We start from the raw sequence: 20,905 nt of genomic DNA, 5'->3' as shown, positions 1-20,905 counted from the left end.
CGTTTCAATCTAAATCATTTTACAGTCTATCGATATCTCCAATAGATTCTAATTTTCTCAATAACTCAGAGAACACTACCTCTGATTCTGATTTAATTTTTTCTAATTTACGATAGTAGTTTCTAGCTTCTTGACTTACTGCACTTAATTCCATTTCAGAGTCAGCTACACGACGTTTTGCTTCGTAGTTTGCAACGTCTACAATTTGACGAGCTTTAGCTTGAGCTTCTAACATAACATGAGCAATATCAGATTGATTCATAGATCCATTTTGATCTGCTCTTAAGTTAGCTAAACGTAACTCTTCTTTAACTCTTAATAATTCATTTTGAATATCACTTACATCTGGATTTTGGTTAGAACGTAACTCCATAACTTCTTGTTCTAAACGCGCTGCTCTTGTTTTTTCTGAAGTCAACTCAGTTAAGCTTGAAGTTACCTCTTGTTGTTGGTGACGCATATTAGATAACTCATTTTGTAATTCACTAATTACTTTTTGGTTGTCTCGTAATTCTGCAAGCTCTTTTTCTAATTGTTCTGTTTGGCTAAGTTTTTCATTCATCTCAGTTAACTCCTGTTCCTTTTTCTTCATCTCAAGATCCTTGTTTTGGTTTTTCTCAAGTTCTTCTTCATATCGTTTAGCTAATTGTGTTTCAAGTTGTTTAGAATGACTTAATTGTTCTTCTAATTCTTTAATAGTTCGCTTGATTTCTTCTGCTTCAACTGATTCCACACTAGGTTTAGCTCGTAATTCTTCAATAACCTGTTGTAATGATTCAATCTCTTTAATGTATGAGTCATTTTCTGCAACTAATTGAGTCACTTTACTTGATTCAACAGATAATTTCTCATCCATTTTTTTTGTTAACTCATTCATCTTTTCTTCTGCTTCACTTACTTGTTGCTTCAAGGCATCAACTTCTGATTGATGTTTTTCATTAAGTACTTTGATTGAATCTTCTAATGCTTCTTTTTCATTAGATAGTTTTGCTAAATTAGCTTCTAACTCTTTGAAATTTTCTTCTTGCATGCCAGATTCTTTATCGGCATTTTCTGTTAGTGATGTTAACTGTGTGTTTAATTTTTCGATAGTTTGATCTTTGTCAGAAATATTAGTATTTAATTGCTCTAGAGAGTCAACCATCATATCATGCGTTTCTTTTAATTTTTCAAAGTCCAATAATTTAATTTGTAAATTATTATTTTCTTCTAACAAACTACCGTATTCATCAATTTTAGAGGATAGTTTTTCGTTTGCCTCTTCAACTTTTTCTACTCTACTTGCTTGGTCTTGTAATTGATCATTTTCTGCTAATAACTGATCGATTTTTTCTCTTAATTGAGTATTTTCATTTTCAAGTAATGTTGATTGATCTGATAATAAACTTTCATTAGAGCTTGATGCTTGAACATAATCTTGTTCATAACTAAAATCATCTACTACTTGTTCTTGATTTAACTCTCTTTCATCTGAATTAATTGAATCAAATGGACTAACATAGGCTTCTTCTTTTGAATCATAGAAATCCAAAGTCTCTTCTTTTTTTTCCAAATCTAAATTAGGAATAGTTGGACCATTATTATCCCCTGCTTCATAATAATAATAGTAATAATAATCATCATCATTATTTTGGCTGCCGCTATCATAATCTAGATTACTTGAAGGGACGACATCTTCAGATGTTGGCGCTAATTCATTTTTTTCTAATTCATTTTCATTTTCTTTTGAATCGTCATCTCGACGTTTTAACCAATTATTAAACAATCAAATTCCACCTCACAAAAAAACTTATATTAAAAAACTTAACTAACACTCACGTACTCATAGAAAAACAGTCAATAAAAAAAAACTTTCACAGCTATTCTAATCATACTTATACAAGAAAATTGTATCATAACCCTATTATTATGCAACTTTTTTTTAATTTGATTCCTCTTAGAAAATCTAATTACTCCAAGTGATATTCTTTGTAGACATCTTGTTTTTTTATTCCTCTTATTTTAGCAACTTCTTTTATTGCTACTTTACTCGTTACTTTATTTTGTTCAATCACTTGAAGAACATGTTCACGAATACTAAGACCTTCTTCTACTTCACTTAGCATAACCTGACCATCAAAACCTTCAATGATTAGACAACATTCACCTTTTATAGGAGTATCTTCAAAAAAAGAAATTAACTCTTCAATAGTTCCTCTAGTGTATTCTTCAAATAATTTCGTTAACTCGCGACATAAAACCGCTTTTCGATTACCACCAAATACTTCTAACATAACTTTCAGTGTTTTAACAACCCTATGAGGAGATTCATAAAAAATTAAGGCCGATTCTAATTCTTTTATTTTCTCTAGACTTTGCTTTTGTTCATTCGTTTTTCTAGGTAGAAAACCATAAAAAAGAAAAGGTTGTGGGGCAATGCCTGTAGCAATCAAAGCTGTTATTCCAGCTGAAGCTCCTGGTAAAGAAATGACATCAACATCATTTTCTATTGCTTTTAAAACTAGTTCGTGGCCTGGATCACTAATAGACGGCATGCCGGCATCACTTACTTGTGCAATGACTTTACCTTCTAATAAATAAGTGATTAACTCAGGAACACGCTCTTTTACATTATGTTCATGTAAACTTATCTGTTTGGTTCCAATTTCAAAGTGGTTTAAAAGTTTTTGTGTATTTCTAGTATCCTCACTAGCAATTAAATCTGCTTCTTTTAACATTTTGATTGAACGAAACGTCATATCTTCCAGATTACCTATTGGTGTTGGAACCAAATATAGTTTTCCAACATCCATTTTTTTAAAACTTTTTTGTTGCTTCATTATTTTTCTCCTTTAAAAAAACGAAGGTGAGTCAAAAGATTTTTTCTTCTAACTTCCTTCGTTTTATTTTCCATAAATCATATGAGAACAAAAAACACATTCTTCATGATTTTCTCTTCTTGAACCATAAAAGTCTTTACAGACGTGAAATCCTTGCTCATAAAGTTTTTCTAAATTTAAACGAGATTTTGATAATTCTTGTTTACTATCTTCTGGCAAATCTTCTCGTTCTAACTTTTCCAAACGATCTCTTAGATGTTGGTTTTCAAGTTCTAAATTAAGATTTTGTTCTAGAACACTATCTACAACATCTTTCATCTCTCCAACTTGAGTTAACATGGTTTGTAGATTTTTTTCAATAGCCACTAATTCATCATATAATTTCGTTTTTTCCATGTTAATCTTCCTTTATCTCTTGTTGCTCGCTCTCAAGTAATTCATCTAATCCATATTCTACTGGTGTTTCTCGTCCTAAAGGTTTTACTTTAACGACTTCAGAAAGAATATTAAGTCCAATAACTTTTCCTTGCCCATCTGGTGTTTCAATAATTTGTCCAAAATCAGGCATCATCTTTCTAATTCTTTCATATTCTGCATTTTCATAATTCAAACAACACATCAACCTTCCACAAACACCTGAAATTTTGCTAGGATTTAATGATAGGTTTTGCTCTTTAGCCATTTTGATTGAAACAGCAGCAAAATCACCTAAAAAAGTACTACAACATAGCGGTCTACCACATGGCCCAATTCCACCAAGTAATTTTGCTTCATCTCTAACTCCAATTTGACGCAATTCGATGCGTGTTTTGAAAATAGCTGCTAAATCTTTGACTAAATTTCTAAAATCAATTCGACCATCTGCCGTAAAACTAAACACAATTTTACTTCTATCAAAAGTATATTCTGCATCCACTAGTTTCATTTCAAGCTCATGTTCTGAAATTTTTTCTTTAGCAATAACAAAAGCTTTTTTAGCATCTTCACAATTTTCTTCATACTTCACCAATTGTTTTTCTGTTGCTATTTGGATGATAGGCTTAATTTCTTCTGGTAAATCTTCTTCAGCTAATTCTTTTTTAGGAATGGCTACTTGAGCTAATTCTTTTGCTTTTTGAGATTCTACCACGACTTTTTGATTATATAAATACTCAACATTTTTCGCGCCTGAGTAATAATAAATTCTTCCTGTTGGTTTAAAACGGACACCGACTACTTCTACCATATGGTCGTCCTCCTATATTAAAATAGCAATTGCCACACAAGTTGCTCACAGACATTTTGAAAACTAACGTTAGCTTCCAGTTTTCGTCTTGCAAATAATATTTTTTCAATTGCTTCGTTTGAATCACGTTGACTAAATTGTTCAGACGCAATTTCTTCTTTTAGTTTCAACCGATAAAAACTCAGCAAAAGATCCAAAATTAAAAACTGCTGCTCTTTTTCTTTTGCCATCTTCACAAGATACTGTTGAACAAATACAAAAGCTAAAGCGTTTTTTTTCTCTAAATATTGAAACCATTTAGACACCGTTTCTCTAGCACTATTAAACCACTCATCAGACGATAATTCAACTGCCTTTTGTTTTGAATCAACTAACTCAGCTATTAATTCTGTTTGCTTTTTGGATAAGGAAGAGTCTTCCTCTAAAGTTGAAGCAATGACTTGTTTAGAGACTGGTTTTAAAAAAATATGCTGACACCTTGATTGAATAGTTGGTAAAATTTTATTGATGTTATTCGTTAAGAAGAAGATATACATCATACCGTCTGGCTCTTCAATAAATTTTAACAAGCTATTAGCGGCACTTGTTGTCATTTTCTCAGCGTTTTTTACAATTAAGACTTTTGTTCGTGATTCCATCCCACTTCTAATAAAGGTTTGTTTAATATCACGGATTTGATCTACTTTAATCGTTTGACCTTCTGGGATAATCGTTGTAACATCGGGAAAATCAGATGTTTCAATTCTACGACAAATACTACACTCTCCACATGAACCTTCTAATACCTCCTGACAATAAATGCCTTGAGCTACCCATAGAGAAAAATCATAGGCTGAATCTATATCTTGACCTTCAAATAGATAAGCATGAGTTAATTGATTTTTTCCAATAACTCTTTTAAATATTTTCATCCATTGAGGTTGTTCTTCTTCTACTCTATTTTTTATTAATTTTTCCATTAAAAATGATGAAATCCTTCTACTGGCATCACAAAGACAGTTGCTCCACCAACTTGTACTGGAATTGGATAGCTTGAATGAGCATCCATTGAAATGTCAAACGTTACTGGAGATGTCACATATTGTTCTCTTGCTTGGCAATTTTCTTTAATGATTTCTAATACTTCATCAACACGCTCATCTTCAATACCGATGATAAAGGTTGTATTACCAGCTCTAAGGAAACCTCCTGTTGTCGAAAGTTTTGTCGCGCGAACGTTGGCTTGAACAAATTCGCTAGACAATCGGTTACTATCTTTATCTTGAACAATTGCTAATAATAATTTCATCTTAATAACCACCTTTTTTTCTTAATTAAAAAATAAAGGATATCTTTCCTTGATTAAATCATAACAATTTTTTACAACTTTTTCTATATTATCTTGCGCATCTATTAAAACAATTCGATCTGGATTAGCTTTAACTAGTCTCAAATAAGATTCGCGAACTTTTTCATGAAAAGCTAAAGATTCTCTGTCTAATCGGTCCAATTCGTCTCCTTTTCGACTTTTATTAATTCTATCAATTCCCACTTCTGAAGGGACATCTAAATAAATAGTTAAATCTGGATAATTTCCTTCAATAGCAAATTCATTTATTTTTAGAACTTCATCTTCACCGATTTCTCGCCCTGCTCCTTGATAAGCTATAGAGCTATCAATAAAACGATCACACAAAATTAAGTTTCCAGCTTCTTTAGCTGGCAAAACTTTTTCAATTAAATGTTGTCTTCTAGCTGCTGCATACAAAAGTGCTTCGGTTCTTTCATCCATTTCAGTGTTTTTAGGGTCCAATATCACTTGACGGATTTCCTCTGAAATAGGGATACCTCCTGGTTCTCTTGTTACAGTTAATGACTGATTACTATTTTTTTTAATTAATTCACTTAGTTCTTTAATAACTGTAGTTTTACCTGCACCATCTGGTCCTTCTACGGTAATAAAAACGCCCTTCATTTCCTTACTCCTCACATAACTTAAATTTCTGTTCGACCTTCAACAGCTTTTAGCAAGGTCACCTCATCGGCATATTCTATATCACTACCTACTGATAAACCATGAGCCAATCTTGTTACTTTGATTCCTGCAGGCTTAATCAAGCGAGATAAGTACATTGCTGTTGCTTCTCCATCGGTTGTCGCATTAGTTGCAATAATAATTTCTTTGACTTCATCATCATGTAGTCTCTTGATTAATGATGCAATATTTAAGTCATCTGGCCCTGTTCCATCCATTGGGGATAAAACACCATTTAACACATGATACAAACCCTTGTATTCGCGCATTTTTTCCATTGACATCACATCTTTAGTTTCCTCCACAACAAGAATAGTTGACTTATCACGATGAGGATCACGGCAAATGTCACAAGTTGCTTCATCTGTAATATTGCCGCAAATAGAACAGTAATGTAAATCTCTCTTAACGCTAATTAAAGATTTAGCAAATTCAGTTACATCTTCTTCTTTCATATTGATTGTATAAAAAGCTAATCTTGTTGCTGTTTTAGCACCTATTCCTGGGAGTTTCATATAACTTTCAATCAATTTAGCAATTGGAGTTGGGTAATGCATACAAAAGACCTTCTTTCTCTTAAAAAAACAGGAAGTCTCCTCCCTGTTTTTCATCTTTTTAAATTAGAATCCTGGGATATTTTTTGTATATTTACCCATCATTTTTTCAGTTTCAACTTCAATTTTTTCTAAACAATCGTTCGTTGCTGCTAAAACTAAATCTTGTGTCATATCAGCATCTTCTGGGTCTAATACATCAGGATTAATAACAACGTTAATTACTTTTCTTTCACCTGTCATGACAACTTTCACTAAACCATTACCAGCTTCACCTGTAAATTCTTTTTGGTCTAATTGAGCTTTTGTTTCGCCCATTTCTTTTTGCATTTTTTGCATTTGTTTCATCATGCCTTGCATATTTCCCATTCCACGCATCATAATCAATCTCTCCTATTAATCTTCTATTATATTAACTAAAGAACCAAATAATTCTTTAGCTTCTTCTACGACAGGGTCTTTTTTTACTTCAGTCTTCATTTCACCACTTGATGTATCTTGATCCATCTGAGAAATAAAAGACTGTCTTAATTCAGACCATTGTTCTTTTGGTACACTAATTAAATTGGGTGAATACTGAAGTAATCTTTCAAACCCATTTTTCATTGCTAACAATAAATCATTATCTTGACTTGCTTTATGACAAAGGATTTCGTAGTCAAACGCAATAATCAAGCTGTCTTGGCTGGCAGCAACTGGTTCACTTGCTTTAATCATAGCACGCTGTGTTACTGATAAAAATTGTAACAACTCTTGCCAAGCTCCCCTAACAGCTAGAAGCTGATCTTTAGTTGCTTTTTCAAGCACTTGGTAAACTTGTTCTGTTGGAATTCGGTAGGTTGAAGGCTTAGGTTTTTTAGCATTTTGGCTATTTCCACGGCTTTCAGCTGACTGATTAACAGAAACGCCAGTTGTTTTTAATTGTTGTAATTCTTTTTCAAGTTGACTAACTTTATCAACTAAAAATTGAACATCTGCGGATTCAGTAACACTACCTTGTTCTAAATTAGCAACAGGTCTAATTTTAGGTGTCGCTAACTTAACTGTCATCACTTCTAAATAAACAGTGGGTTGGTGACTAAATCTAATCTCTTTTTGTGTGTCGTTTAATTCATTAATTAAACTATATAATGTTGCTTCATCAACTTCTTGGCTTAACGCTTTAAAACCATCTGTAATTAATCCAACCTGTTGTTCCAAAATAGCTGGTGCTTTTTGATAAACAAGCAAATCTCGGCAATAAAGAAGTAAATTTTCAACAATTCGATTACTTTCTTTTCCTTCATTTAAAAGCTTATTTAACACAGACAAAGCTGCTTCTGTTTCACCTTTTACACAATGAGCTAAATAAAGATCCATAATCTCACTTGTTAAACTGCCTGTGACTTCCAACGCATCATCAACGCTTAATTTTTCTTCACTAAAAGATAAGGCTTGATCCAAAATACTAAGAGCATCTCGCATCCCACCTTCTGCTGACCTAGCTATGATTTTAACTGCTGCTTCTTCAAAAGGCAACTCTTTATTTTCCATAATCATTTTAAGGTGATTTTCAATGTCTTCTAAGCCAATTCGTTTAAAATCAAAACGTTGAGTTCTAGAAATAATTGTTGCTGGGATTTTATGAGGTTCTGTTGTAGCTAAAATAAATACAACATGTTTTGGTGGCTCTTCTAATGTTTTTAATAAAGCATTAAACGCACCTGTTGAGAGCATGTGCACCTCATCAATTATATAAACTTTATACGTCACTTGAGTAGGAGCATACTTTACTTTATCTCTAATATCTCTGATCTCTTCCACACCGTTATTACTTGCCGCGTCAATTTCAATAACATCATTCACACGACCTTCAGTAATACCAATACAGTCCTCACACTGGTTACACGGTTCGCCATTGACAGAATGTTTGCAGTTAATTGCCTTAGCAAAAACTTTAGCTGCACTCGTTTTTCCAGTCCCTCTTGGACCAGTAAAGAGATAAGCATGTGACACTTTTTCTTGAACGATTGCGTTTTTCAATGTTTTGGTAATCATTTTTTGCCCAACCATATCATCAAAGGTTTGGGAACGCCATTCTCGATATAAAGCTTGATAAGCCACTTTCATTCTCCTCTCTTTTAAAAAACTCACCCTTCATTATAATAGAAAAACACAAAAATTACCATTCAGACTAAGGAGAAATTTTGTTTTCAATTTGAAAGAATCAGTTTATTTTACTTCTCTAAGTAACTTCCTTAAAATAAGTAGTAAGGAAGTGAAAATAATGACACTAATAATTAGAAAAAGAACAATTCAACATATTCCCATACTAGAAGTTGTTTCAAAAGAGTTAATGAATGAGCCATTACCTCTAGTCATCTATTATCATGGTTGGCAAACAAAAAAAGAACTTGCTTTAACAGCTGGTAAAAAAATCGCTAATCACAATATTCGAGTTATTCTACCAGATTCGATGTACCATGGTGTAAGAAAAGTAGAACAGCCTTCTTTAATTCCATCTTTCACATTTTGGTCAACGATTCAGTATAACTTAAGTGAATTTCCATTAATCAAAGATTTTTATTTTAAAAGAAATCTAGTAAAGGATGATTTATTTGGTGTAGCAGGTTTTTCAATGGGTGGTATGACTACTTCTGCTATCTTAACTCATTATCCTGAAGTAAAAGCTGCCTCTATTTTGATGGGGGCGACTGATTTTAATCATTTTATTTCAAGAACGGAAAGCTACTTAAAACAAGAAAACAAAAACTCTTCTTTTGAAATTCGAGATTTACTTTCTTGGACACAGAAATATGATTTAAATCAAATGCCTGAAAAAATAGCTGGTCGTCCTCTTTATTTTTGGCACGGAACAGAAGATCAAAAATTACCCTATCAAAACATTCATCAGTTTTATCTTGATCATAAAGAAACTGATTATGGAGAAAACATGAGCTTTGATACAGGAATTAATGAACCTCACATTCTCCAAATCAATACAATGGAAAAAACAGGCACCTTTTTTGCCGAATCATTTGACCTCTAAAATTTACTAATAATTTGTTCTACATTTTTAATCATAACTGAAATTGTTCCATCTGGATTATTGATAAATTCAACTAAATCCGGATCTTTAAAAACATCTGCTGGGATACTCAATTCGATTCCATTTGTTAGTTTAAATTTTTGCTTACTGTATTTTTTTTCATATTTTGGTACATTGCTAGGAATTTCTTCTGAAAACTTAGTTTGTTCGATAATATCAAAATACTCTTGTTTCGCAGATTCGTTTGTTTCAAAAACGGCTTCTGCGATTTTTTCTTTACTAATAATACCATCTTCTTCAATCGACTCAAAAATGGCTTGTTGTGTTTGACTCATACTCACATATTCTTCTTCATTATATTTATTAGCAACTTCTTTTACTGCTTTTTTTATAATTTTTAAATTCTCAGTGACCGTTGGTTTAGGGTCAATTTGTAAAAAACGCTCCGTAAAAAACAAACGATTCTGTCCTTCAAAACTATACTTTTTCTCAACAATATCAAGCTCTAAAGTTTCTAAATTAATTAAACAGCATTCATCAATTCTTTGAGTAGTTGAAGGAAAAATAGTCTTATTCAAGATAATATTATTTTGCATTAAATCGTCTAAATAAGTGACATGGTGAGTAAAACTTGGTTTGTAATTAAATTTTATCAAGCCAAATTTTGGGACACCATTTAATTCTTCTAATTCAACTACTAATAAATCACCACTTGGTGCGTCCTCACTTATTGAAAGACTATCAAAAACCATTTGAGCCATCTCTGCTGATTTTTCTACAAACTCTAACTCATCGTTTTTCAAAACAAGTGCAAATTCAGAGGTTTCTTGTAAAATACCTGTCTTGAACTCTGCTTTTTCTAGTCGTTTCAGAACAGAGTCTAAATATTGTTTAACGGCGTATTCTTTTAAATCAAGTTCTCTTTGGGAGCATATTAAACTTCCTGCTTCTCGATCAATAATATGTAAAATTGCTTTTTTTATTTCCATCTAATCACCTTACTTTATCAATTAAAAAAGAAGGAATATTATTCCTTCTCTTTTTTCTTCTTATCTGTTTTACGAATGTCATCACTTAAATCTAAAATCAATTGTTTTAAATCATCTTTAATTTGTGGATGTTTTAGGCCATATTCAATACTTGTTTTCATAAAGCCGTATTTATCCCCCACATCATAACGTGTACCGGTAAAGCGATGAGCAAATACGCGTTGTGTTTTATTTAATGTATCAATTGCATCAGTTAATTGAATTTCGTTTCCCGCACCAGGTTTTTGATTATCTAAAATATCAAAAATCTCAGGTGTTAAAAGGTAACGGCCAATAATTGCCATGTTGCTTGGTGCGTCTTCAACAGCTGGCTTTTCAACAAAGTTAACAACATTAAATAAATCTTTTTCGACTTCTTGTCCTGGATTGATAATACCATATTTAGATACATCTTCACGAGGAACATCCATCACAGCAATCGTTGAAGCATGAGTTTTATCATAGTTATCCATCAATTGTTTTGTTAATGGCACTTTATCTTCCATTAGATCATCTCCAAGCATTACAACAAATGGCTCATTGCCAACAAAAGATTTTGCTTGAAGTACGGCATGTCCTAAACCTAACGGATGAGATTGACGAATAAAATGTAAATTAAGACCTGTTGTCTCTGTTACTAGTTGCAGTAAATCATCTTTTCCTTTTTCTTTTAAGTTCATTTCAAGCTCTAAATTTGAATCAAAATGATCCTCAATAGGACGTTTTGCTTTTCCTGTTACAATTAGAATATCTTCAATTCCAGCTTCTCTTGCTTCTTCTACAATAAATTGAATTGTTGGCTTATCTACAATTGGTAGCATTTCTTTAGCCATTGCTTTAGTTGCTGGTAAAAATCTTGTTCCTAAACCAGCCGCTGGAATTATCGCTTTTCTAACTTTTGACATGTCTACATTCTCCTCAATTAAAATTCTTGTTCTGATTTATGTTCACGTAACATAATATCTTTAACAACTTTTTCCACTTTTTCATTTTCATATAACACACTGTAAATAGTTTCAGTAATTGGCATTTCAATTTTTAAATCTCTTGATAATTCATAAGCAGCTTTAGTCGTTGACACACCTTCTACAATCATTCCCATATTATCAAGAACATTATCTAAACTGTGGCCTTTCCCAAGTAAATCACCAGCACGCCAGTTTCTTGAATGAACACTTGTACAAGTTACGGCTAAATCACCGACACCACTTAATCCGATAAATGTTAATGGATCAGCTCCCATAGCAACACCTAACCGGCTGATTTCAGCTAGTCCACGAGTCATAATAGCTGCACGAGCATTATCTCCATATCCTAAACCATGTAGAGCACCTGAGCCTAATGCAATAATATTTTTTAAGGCTGCTCCTAATTCAACACCAATCACATCTTGATTAGTATAAACTCTAAAGTATTCATTAGAAAATAGTCTTTGAACATATTCTGCATATTCTATTTTCTCTGCTGCAGCAGTAATAGTTGTCACATCTTTAACGGCAACTTCTTCTGCGTGACTTGGACCTGATAAGACAACAACATCTTTTCGTTTATTTTCAGGAATTTCATCCATTAAAACTTCTGAAATTCGTTTGTGGGTTTTCTGTTCTAAACCTTTACTTGCATGAATAATAACTGGTTGATTGTTACATACAGATACAAATTTTTGAGCAACTTCCCTCATTGCTTTAGTTGGAACAACAAAAAGCACTGCTTCTGCATCTTTTACACACTCTTCTAAGTCGCCTGTCGCTTTTAATTCCATTGGTAATTGAATATCTGGTAAATAATGGGAATTAGTATGGTTTTTATTCATTTCTTCCATTTGTTCTTTATGATGGCCCCAAATTGTGACATCATGTCCATTTTCTACTAGAACCATTGCTAGCGCTGTTCCCCAAGAACCTGCACCTAGCACTGCTATCTTTTGCTTCATGTTTAAAAGCTCCTTTAACGTTTGTCTACTACCCCTCCTAGTTTATCATACAAAGAGACAAATTATAAGTTTAAAAAACAATGGGGATAAAAGTAGATTGTGTTTTTTTACAACTCTTTTAATTGATTAACTATGATCATTATTCAAAAAAAGAGCAATCTAAAATTTTAGACTACTCTCTTAGTTATCATGCTTTTTTAGGATTTCCTTTAGTTCGATCATAAAAAGGAATACTAGCTTGTTTTCGACGGAAAATCATTAGGCCGATTGCTCCAATAAATAATAATGCTGATAACAGTTGAGATACTCTTAAAACATCTCCAATCATCAAACTATCTGTTCTCATTCCTTCAATGAAGAAACGACCAAATGAATACCAAGCAACATAAATTAAAGCTAGTTCTCCTTCTTTTAAGAAATTTGGACGACGTCTTAAAATAATTAGTAGGATAAATCCTAGTACATTCCAAACACTCTCATAAAGAAAAGTTGGTTGACGGTATTTACCATTAATATACATATTCTCAATAATAAAATTAGGTAAATGAAGGCTCTCTAAAAAATCAAGACTCACAACTTTTCCAAAAGCTTCATGATTCATAAAATTTCCCCATCTACCAATTCCTTGAGCTAAAATAACGCTTGGAGCTGCTACATCTAAAAATTTCCATGTTGAAATAAAACGATGTCTTGTAAAGAAGTAAACGACTATACCACCTGCAATTAAGCCACCATAGATAGCTAAACCACCATTTCTTATGGCTAAAATCTCGCCTGGATTTTGCATGTAATATTCCCACTCGAAAATAACGTAGTAAAGACGTGCACCGACAATGGCAATTGGTAATGCCCAAAGCATCAAATCAACAACGTCATCTTCTCTTAATCCAACCCTCACTGCTTCTCTTGAAGCTAGCCAAGAAACAAGTATAATCGCCGAAACGATAATAATTGCATACCACTGAATTTCGATGCCAAATAGTTTAAACGCTGTCGGATTAACTGTTAATAAATTCATCTATTTATTCTCCTTCTTGTGAAGAATTAGTTTCTATTAATTGAGCTAAGTTTTCTTCGAACTTTTTAGTTGCGTCGTATCCCATTGTTTTTGCTCTAAAATTCATAGCAGCTACTTCAATAATTGTAGCAACATTACGACCTGTTGATACAGGAATTGTGATTCGTGGTACTGGAACATTCGCTAAAGAAATTGTTTCAGTAGCGCTTCCCAATCGATCAAACTGATTGTCATTACTCCAATCTTGTAAGTTAACTACAAGAGAAATTTGAGATTTTCTTCTAACGGAGCTTGCCCCGAATAAATTCATAATGTCGATAATCCCAACTCCTCTAATCTCCATTAAATGCTCTAAAATAGCTGGAGCTTCACCAATAACAGTTCGTTCATCTTGCTTATAAATATCTACTCGGTCATCAGCGATTAAGCGGTGTCCTTTTTTAATTAATTCAAGACCTGTTTCACTCTTACCTATACCGCTGTTACCTTGAATTAAAACACCTAAACCGTAAACCTCTACAAGAACACCGTGAATTGAGACTCTTTCTGCTAATTGGCTTTCAAGAAAATTAGAGATTATACCCGATAATCTTGATGTGTGAATTGTTGAAGAAATAATTGGAATTCCTTTTTGTCGTGTAATTTCTACCAGTTCTGTAGGAACTTCCAATCCACGTGCTACAACAAAACATGGTGTTTTAGATGTACATAACTTTTTAAAAATAATATCCTTTTCTAAAGAGGTCATTTTTTCAGTAAATGTAATTTCTTTTTTTCCAAAAACTTGGATGCGGTCATCTGGATAGTAGTTAAAATAACCCGTTAATTCTAAACCTGGCCTTGAGATTTCACTAGAGACTACATCACGCTCTAAAAATTCTTCACCAGAATAAACATCTAGCTGTAATTGATTGACTATATCTTTTATTTGAACCATCTTTTCACTTCCTCATCATTTTAGATTCAACCTTAACTGTTACATTTTATCATTTTATTCTGTTATATTCTAGATTATCGCTTGATTAAACTAACAAAAAAACTTCTCCACATCTTTTAGAGATGTAGAGAAGTTAATAAACGATTTTTTTATACTCTTTAATACCGTTTCCTCGAGAAATGATCAACTACTATCGCATTTATGATCGACATAATGATAGCGATTAAAAGCGCTGATCCAAAACTCGAAAAAGCAAAATTGTGTTCGCCGATGACTGCCGAGGTCATTTTTAACATAGCAGCGTTGATAACAAAACTAAAGAATCCAAGAGTAAGAATCGTAATTGGTAATGACAATATATTTAAAATCGGTTTAACTAACATATTAAGAACCGATAGAATCACGCTTGCCCCTATAGCAATCAAGAAACTGCCCACATAAAACTTAGATGGAAACATAACTGAGAGTGAAATAAATGCCAGTGTGTTAACAATTAATCCTTGAAGGTATGACATTAAAAGTCGCTCCAATCATCGCCCTCAACTTTTTCAGCTTCTTTTCTTGGTCTTTTTGCATTATTTGGTCTACTTCCCATGTAAGGATGCTCGTAAGGCTCACTATATGTACCTCTTTGCTGTCTAGTTGCTCCAGATGGCATTAATACCATTAAAGCAATATATAATAGGAATCCTGGAAAAGCTGCTGTAAATAGGGACAATAACACATAAATAACTCGGACAATTGTAGGATCAATACCAATAAACTCAGCTACTCCAGCTAAAGAGCCAGAAATAACCACGTTAGAATTTGATTTTGTTAACTTTTTATTCATTTTAAATCACTCCATTTTCTTCATTCTTAATTATCCGTATCTTTTAATAAGATACTACCTGTTGTTGTTGACAGATTAACAAATGTTAATGTGTCATCAACATTTCTTCTGAATTCAACACTTTGATTAGTTCGATCTTTTTTCTCACGAACTACTTCAATTTGGCTCAAACGATTTTTAATATTACCAAAATTTGTTTTAGCTGCTCCGTCAATTCCCACCGTTCCTGGTAGAGCTAGCTTAATTGTACCGTTCACTGCACTTGCTTCAATTTTTTTAGGTTGAGAATCTTTTGGTGTTGTAATTCGAATTTCACCATTTATTAGAGAAATATTGTTACTTCTAATATCAGCTTTCGTACGAATATTACCATTAACTGTTTCACCTAAAAAATCAATAATTTGACTATCAGATACTTCGATTTCTCCATTAACACCTTCTACTTCTAACATACTAGCAGAAACATTTAAGATTTCCATTTCGCCATTTGTTGATTTTAAGAAAATATCTCCTAAATCTAAATCTTTTAGTTTGATATCACCATTCAACATTTTAACTGACATATGATCGTAGTTTCGTTTTGGTAAGTAGAAATCCAAATCTACCTTCATACGTTTATTTGGTATTTGGAAAGAAATCTTTTCTTCATTTACTTCGATTTCACTTCTTTCTAAGAAAGCTTCAAATAACGTATCTGCATTATTTTTACCATAAAATTTAATGTCAGCGACAACTTTAACATCTGGAGAATCCCATGTTTTAAATTTAACTTTACCATTTGCCACCTTAACATCAATAATTGTTGCTTCGTTTTCAGGATAAACAAATTCATGAGAGAAATTTTGGCTAGCAACACCTGGAACCTTAATATTAATATCTTTCCAATCAACATTATCATTGACTGAACTTGTTACACTTTCAATTGTTTTTTTGATGAAAGAACCAAATTGAGAGCCAGCTTCTCCAACTTTTTCGCCTACTTGAGTGAATGTTTCATTTGCCTGTTCTCTCCAATCCTCTGGAAGGTCAAATTTTGATTTCCACTCGTCTTTCATCGTTTCTTTTTGCTCTTTTTTAAAACTCTTTAATTGTTCTTTTAGCTCTTCTTTTTCTTCAACTAATTGAACTTTGGTTTCTTTTAAATAAGCTAAATCTTTTTCTAATTGTTCTCTTTCAGCTTTTTTATCGTCTGTCAGACCATCAAGATCTTCCATAGTATTTAAAACTGTAATTTCTTCTTCTTTTTCTTTAATATCTTTATCAAGGCCTTCAATTTCAACTGACACATCATCGATACTTGCAGAAACTTCATTAATACCTTCTGTTAATTCAGCTAAAATTTCTTCAAGTTTTTCTTGATCTCTACGTTCATTTTCTTTTAATTTTTCAAAAAAATCTTCTGTTGAATCTGAGTCAAAAGATTTATTGATTTCATCTTCTACATCTTCTAAAGAACTAGTTCCTTCAGTTTGAGTTGCCTGACTTCTTTTAACTTGTGACGCTTCTCTATTCACTAATTTTTCATCTTTTTCCGTTGCGATATTTTCCAATAAAACCAAAGCTTCCTCAGTAGATAATATTCCTTTTTTAACTAATTCTAAAATTCTATCTCTTTCTTGCATCTTGTATAGCCTCCCTGTAGGTTTTATATTTCTTATAATGCTATTATGCCTTGTAAAACATTTTTTGTCATAGGACCTGAGTTGGATTTATTTATCTATCTTAGGAACCTAAGTCTTCTAAACACTAAAAAGAGGTCATCCCAAATGGATAACCTCTCATTAATTTTATTTTATAAACCAATAAATGGTGCTGGATTCATGAATCCACTCCAAATACCTGTTGCTACACCAAAGTGTAGATGATCTCCAGTTGAATTACCAGTTGTTCCAACTAATCCAATTACTTCACCTGCAGAAACTGATTTTCCTGAAGCTACTCCAGGTTCTCTCATATGCATGTAATAAGTATAATAACCATTATCATGTTGAATGATCACATGGTTACCTGCACTTGGATGGAAACTTGATTCAACAACAGTACCTGCTCTAGAAGCCATAATAGGTGTCCCACCAGGTGCTGCCATATCTAATCCATCATGGAATGTTCCAGCACTACCTGTTGGGTCTGCTCTTCCACCAAATGGGCTAGTAATAGTAAATGAAGATAACGGTCTTTGGAAGCCACTTGCATAACTTGTCTCACTTGATGTTTGACTATTATCAGATGCTCCCTTATCTCCAGTTTCTTTCGATAATGAAACTGGTTTTTCTGATTCTAATTTTTCTTCTGCTACTTTTTGTGCTTTTTCTGCAGCTTTTTTAGCGGCTTTTTCTTTTTCAGCTACTTCTTTAGCTATACGTGCTTGTTCTGCAGCAATACGTTTTGCTTCTTCTTTTTGAGCAACGTATTCAGATTTTTTATTTTTAGCATCATCTAAATTTTTCAAAATTTCATTAGCTAATTTAACTTGTTCAGCTTTTGAATTTTCTAATTCAGTTTGTTTAACTTTTAAATCAGCGGCTTTTTGAGTCACTTCTTTTACTTTTGTTTCCACATCAGTTTTTTTCTTTGTTAATTTTTCTTGATCTTCTTTTTGAGCTTCCATGATATCATTGTTAGCTGATACTAGTTTAGTATAGGCAACAGTTCTACCAATAGCATCAGAGAAAGATTCAGAATCTAATAAAACATTAACAATGTCTTGTTTTTCTTGATTAATTTGAGTAGATCTTGCTTGTTCTTCAATTTTTTTATTTCTTTTTTCAATTGTTTTTTCTAACTCATTGATATCTTTAGTTAGTTGGTTAACTTCTTTTTCTAAAGATAACTTTTCATTTAACAAGCTATCTGTTTCTGCTGTTAAATCGCTAATTTTAGCTTCTAAATCTGCTAAGCTACTATCAGTCGAAGCTTTCTTATCACTTAAATCTTTTATTTTTTGTTCTTCATTTGCAATTTTGCTATCGATATTTTCAGCTTGTACCAATGCTGGTGTGCTAAATCCTACCAGACACGTGGCTGCAGCAGTCAATACCAACGATTTTTTTATTTTCATTTAGATTACCTCGGCTTTTTTTCTTTACTTATAAACTATATCACAAAAGCAATCGTAAATAAATTACAACTACATTACAAATTGTAACGAAATATGAGATACGATATTCTTTTATGTAAACAAATAAAGAGACCGATTTTACTCGGCCTCTACCTTCATTTTTTAAAAAATTTCTTAGAACTCACCATCTTCAAAATTCTTTAAATCTAGTTCTGAAATTTTTCCAGTTGTTAAATAAACAATCCACTCACAAATATTAGTGACATAATCACCAATACGTTCTAAAAATCCAGCTACTTGTAGATAATCTGCTCCTACAACAACTGTTTCTGGATTTTCTTGCATCGCACGAATTGAGTGACGATAAATTGATTTAAAGTATTTATTGGTCACTTTATCGCTTGCTGCAATTTCAATTGCTTTTTCACTATTAGTCGTTACGTAAGCAACAAGAACTTCACTTACCATGTTCATTACATGGTTTGCCATATCAGAAATCTCTTCTTCAATTTCTAAGACACGTTTATTTCCTTTAACACGAATTGTTGACTTAGCTATTGAAACAGCATGATCTCCCATACGCTCTAAATCTGAACTTGCTTTCATAATTGTAACAATATTCCTTAAATCTAATGTTACTGGTTGTTGCAAAGCAATCATCTCAAAACATTTCTTTTCTAACTCTTGTTCTTGTGTATTGATTTTTTCATCTGCTTCAATGACTTCTTTTGCTAGACTTTTATCATGTTCAATAAAACCCTTCACTGATTTACTAATAGCGACATTAACATCTTGTCCCATTTGATCAAACTTACCGTGCAAGTTTTTTAAATCTTCCTCGAATTGACTTCTTAACATACTCACTTCTCCCTTTAATTTTTTTATCCAAATTTTCCCGTAATATAATCTTCTGTTTGTTGCTGTTTTGGATTTAAGAAAATATTTTTTGTTTTATCATATTCAATTAAATCACCACTCAAGAAAAAGGCTGTTTTATCAGAAATTCTTGAGGCTTGTTGCATATTATGCGTTACCATTATCATTGTATATTGCTCTTTTAATCCAAGCAACATATTTTCTATTTTTCCACTTGATACAGGATCAAGGGCACTCGTTGGTTCATCTAATAAAATGACATCTGGTTTAACTGCTAAAACTCTAGCAATACAAACCCGTTGCTGTTGTCCACCCGAAAGAGATAAGGCACTTTTATGTAATTTATCTTTTACGTCATCCCAAACAGCAGCTGCAATTAAGCTTTCTTCTACAATCTGATCTAATTCATTTTTAGAGTGTTTACCTTCTAGTCTCAACCCATAAATGACATTATCATAAATTGAAAAAGGAAACGGATTAGGCTGTTGAAAAACCATTCCAATTTGCTTTCTTAGCATAACTGTATCTGTTCTAGGGCTATAGATATCTTTTCCTTTATAAGAAACATTTCCCGTAATAGTCACAGAAGGAATCAAATCATTCATTCGATTCAGTGTTCTGAGATAAGTTGATTTACCACAACCAGAAGGACCGATTAGCGCTGTAATTCCACCTTCATCAAATCCCATTGTAATTCCTTTTAAGGCTTCATTTTTGCCATAATATAAATGTAAGTCATTAGATTCTATAATCGCCATATCATTACTCCTTACCCGAAATGTCCCGATACATAATCGTCTGTTGCTTGAATTTTTGGTCGCGTGAATATTTTTCTTGTTTTATCATACTCTAACACTTTACCCATATAGAAAAAGGCAGTGTAGTCACTAATACGTGATGCTTGTTGCATATTATGTGTCACAATAACAATCGTATAATCTTCTTTTAGATTAATTAATGTTTCCTCAACTTTACTTGTTGAAATAGGATCTAATGCACTAGCAGGTTCATCTAATAATAAAATATCTGGCTTCATGGCAATCGCTCTAGCGATACAAAGCCTTTGTTGTTGACCACCAGATAAAGCAAGGGCACTTTTATTTAAATTATCCTTAACTTGATCCCAAAGAGCTGCTTGTTTTAAACTTGTTTCTACAATTTCATCTAGCTCTTTCTTATCCTTTTTACCGTGGCGTTTTAAAGCAAATGTGATATTTTCATAGATTGATTTACTAAACGGATTCGGTCTTTGAAAAACCATTCCTACATGTTTACGCATCTCAAAAACATCAACAGCTTTTGAATTAAGATCTGTATTTTTATAAAGAATTTTACCTGTTATATTAGTTCCATCAATTTCATCATTCATTCGATTTAAGGAACGTAAATAAGTTGATTTACCACAACCAGAAGGACCAATTAATGAAGTAATTTTATTCTTTTCAAACTGCAACGAAACTCCTTTGATAGCTTCATTTGGACCATACCATACATGAAGATCGTCAGTTGCTAATGCTATGTTTTGTTCAGTCTCATTCAACTGAACAATATGTGTATCATCTAAATTATACTCTTTCATAGTT

The 20,905-nt window shown here is 32.5% G+C and carries 23 protein-coding genes; 1 reads left to right on the top strand and 22 read right to left on the bottom strand.

What is annotated here, in order from left to right; all coding sequences use genetic code 11:
* Positions 1–19: 19 nt before the first annotated feature.
* From H9L18_RS05600 to dnaX, 10 genes are all read right to left on the bottom strand, one after another.
* On the bottom strand, positions 20–1,765 hold the full coding sequence (locus H9L18_RS05600) for a coiled-coil domain-containing protein (protein ID WP_126793963.1): 1,746 nt from the start codon (positions 1,763–1,765) through the stop codon (positions 20–22).
* Between the two features lie 184 nt (positions 1,766–1,949).
* A complete protein-coding gene (gene rsmI, locus H9L18_RS05595; protein ID WP_126793966.1) occupies positions 1,950–2,819 on the bottom strand; it encodes a 16S rRNA (cytidine(1402)-2'-O)-methyltransferase in 870 nt (289 codons plus the stop codon).
* 63 nt (positions 2,820–2,882) lie between these two features.
* Complete coding sequence (locus H9L18_RS05590) at positions 2,883–3,215, bottom strand: DNA replication initiation control protein YabA (protein ID WP_126793969.1); 333 nt, start codon at positions 3,213–3,215, stop codon at positions 2,883–2,885.
* A gap of 1 nt (position 3,216) precedes the next feature.
* Complete coding sequence (locus H9L18_RS05585; protein ID WP_126793972.1) at positions 3,217–4,044, bottom strand: PSP1 domain-containing protein; 828 nt, start codon at positions 4,042–4,044, stop codon at positions 3,217–3,219.
* Between the two features lie 17 nt (positions 4,045–4,061).
* Positions 4,062–5,003, bottom strand: a complete 942-nt coding sequence (locus tag H9L18_RS05580; RefSeq protein ID WP_126793975.1) for a DNA polymerase III subunit delta' — start codon at positions 5,001–5,003, stop codon at positions 4,062–4,064.
* A complete protein-coding gene (locus tag H9L18_RS05575; RefSeq protein WP_126793978.1) occupies positions 5,003–5,332 on the bottom strand; it encodes a cyclic-di-AMP receptor in 330 nt (109 codons plus the stop codon). The genes H9L18_RS05580 and H9L18_RS05575 overlap by 1 nt, the downstream gene beginning before the upstream one ends.
* Positions 5,333–5,353: 21 nt before the next feature.
* The gene (gene tmk / locus H9L18_RS05570; RefSeq protein WP_126793981.1) at positions 5,354–5,998 is read right to left on the bottom strand and encodes a dTMP kinase; all 645 of its coding nucleotides are present in this window, start codon (positions 5,996–5,998) and stop codon (positions 5,354–5,356) included.
* Positions 5,999–6,018: 20 nt separating this feature from the next.
* Positions 6,019–6,615 (bottom strand): recombination mediator RecR, encoded by a 597-nt coding sequence (gene recR, locus H9L18_RS05565; RefSeq protein ID WP_126793984.1) that lies wholly within the window; start codon positions 6,613–6,615, stop codon positions 6,019–6,021.
* Positions 6,616–6,678: 63 nt separating this feature from the next.
* Positions 6,679–6,993 (bottom strand): YbaB/EbfC family nucleoid-associated protein, encoded by a 315-nt coding sequence (locus H9L18_RS05560; protein WP_185847484.1) that lies wholly within the window; start codon positions 6,991–6,993, stop codon positions 6,679–6,681.
* A 15-nt stretch (positions 6,994–7,008) separates the two neighbouring features.
* Positions 7,009–8,715 carry a DNA polymerase III subunit gamma/tau gene (gene dnaX, locus H9L18_RS05555; protein ID WP_126793986.1) on the bottom strand — a complete coding sequence of 569 codons (1,707 nt, stop codon included), beginning with the start codon at positions 8,713–8,715 and terminating at the stop codon, positions 7,009–7,011.
* A 163-nt stretch (positions 8,716–8,878) separates the two neighbouring features.
* Between dnaX and H9L18_RS05550 the strand changes: the two genes are divergently transcribed.
* The gene (locus H9L18_RS05550; RefSeq protein ID WP_126793989.1) at positions 8,879–9,640 is read left to right on the top strand and encodes a prolyl oligopeptidase family serine peptidase; all 762 of its coding nucleotides are present in this window, start codon (positions 8,879–8,881) and stop codon (positions 9,638–9,640) included.
* Here the strand turns inward: H9L18_RS05550 and H9L18_RS05545 are convergent.
* The 12 genes from H9L18_RS05545 to pstB (H9L18_RS05490) form a co-directional block, all read right to left on the bottom strand.
* The gene (locus H9L18_RS05545) at positions 9,637–10,629 is read right to left on the bottom strand and encodes a nucleoid-associated protein (RefSeq protein ID WP_126793992.1); all 993 of its coding nucleotides are present in this window, start codon (positions 10,627–10,629) and stop codon (positions 9,637–9,639) included. The genes H9L18_RS05550 and H9L18_RS05545 overlap by 4 nt on opposite strands.
* Positions 10,630–10,667: 38 nt before the next feature.
* Positions 10,668–11,573, bottom strand: a complete 906-nt coding sequence (gene galU, locus H9L18_RS05540) for a UTP--glucose-1-phosphate uridylyltransferase GalU (protein ID WP_126793995.1) — start codon at positions 11,571–11,573, stop codon at positions 10,668–10,670.
* Positions 11,574–11,590: 17 nt separating this feature from the next.
* Positions 11,591–12,601, bottom strand: a complete 1,011-nt coding sequence (locus H9L18_RS05535; RefSeq protein WP_126793998.1) for an NAD(P)H-dependent glycerol-3-phosphate dehydrogenase — start codon at positions 12,599–12,601, stop codon at positions 11,591–11,593.
* Positions 12,602–12,788: 187 nt separating this feature from the next.
* Entirely contained in the window at positions 12,789–13,619 is an 831-nt protein-coding gene (lgt, locus tag H9L18_RS05530) for a prolipoprotein diacylglyceryl transferase (protein ID WP_126794001.1), read from the bottom strand.
* A gap of 4 nt (positions 13,620–13,623) precedes the next feature.
* Positions 13,624–14,556: an HPr(Ser) kinase/phosphatase gene (hprK, locus tag H9L18_RS05525; protein ID WP_126794004.1), complete on the bottom strand. Its 933-nt coding sequence runs from the start codon at positions 14,554–14,556 to the stop codon at positions 13,624–13,626.
* 158 nt (positions 14,557–14,714) lie between these two features.
* Positions 14,715–15,071 carry a phage holin family protein gene (locus H9L18_RS05520; RefSeq protein WP_126794007.1) on the bottom strand — a complete coding sequence of 119 codons (357 nt, stop codon included), beginning with the start codon at positions 15,069–15,071 and terminating at the stop codon, positions 14,715–14,717.
* Positions 15,071–15,388, bottom strand: a complete 318-nt coding sequence (locus H9L18_RS05515) for a PspC domain-containing protein (protein ID WP_126794010.1) — start codon at positions 15,386–15,388, stop codon at positions 15,071–15,073. Before H9L18_RS05515 ends, H9L18_RS05520 begins: the two co-directional genes overlap by 1 nt.
* Positions 15,389–15,414: 26 nt before the next feature.
* Positions 15,415–17,010, bottom strand: a complete 1,596-nt coding sequence (liaX, locus tag H9L18_RS05510) for a daptomycin-sensing surface protein LiaX (RefSeq protein ID WP_126794013.1) — start codon at positions 17,008–17,010, stop codon at positions 15,415–15,417.
* A 170-nt stretch (positions 17,011–17,180) separates the two neighbouring features.
* Complete coding sequence (locus H9L18_RS05505) at positions 17,181–18,446, bottom strand: murein hydrolase activator EnvC family protein (protein ID WP_126794017.1); 1,266 nt, start codon at positions 18,444–18,446, stop codon at positions 17,181–17,183.
* A 174-nt stretch (positions 18,447–18,620) separates the two neighbouring features.
* The gene (gene phoU / locus H9L18_RS05500; RefSeq protein WP_126794020.1) at positions 18,621–19,304 is read right to left on the bottom strand and encodes a phosphate signaling complex protein PhoU; all 684 of its coding nucleotides are present in this window, start codon (positions 19,302–19,304) and stop codon (positions 18,621–18,623) included.
* Positions 19,305–19,327: 23 nt separating this feature from the next.
* Complete coding sequence (gene pstB, locus H9L18_RS05495) at positions 19,328–20,080, bottom strand: phosphate ABC transporter ATP-binding protein PstB (RefSeq protein ID WP_126794023.1); 753 nt, start codon at positions 20,078–20,080, stop codon at positions 19,328–19,330.
* Positions 20,081–20,091: 11 nt separating this feature from the next.
* The gene (pstB, locus tag H9L18_RS05490; RefSeq protein WP_126794026.1) at positions 20,092–20,901 is read right to left on the bottom strand and encodes a phosphate ABC transporter ATP-binding protein PstB; all 810 of its coding nucleotides are present in this window, start codon (positions 20,899–20,901) and stop codon (positions 20,092–20,094) included.
* Positions 20,902–20,905 lie beyond the last annotated feature (4 nt).

The sequence above is a fragment of the Vagococcus carniphilus genome (genome assembly GCF_014397115.1).
Lineage (GTDB): Bacteria > Bacillota > Bacilli > Lactobacillales > Vagococcaceae > Vagococcus > Vagococcus carniphilus.
The sequence above is the reverse complement of the archived record's forward strand: the minus strand, read 5'-3'. Positions and strand labels throughout refer to the sequence as shown.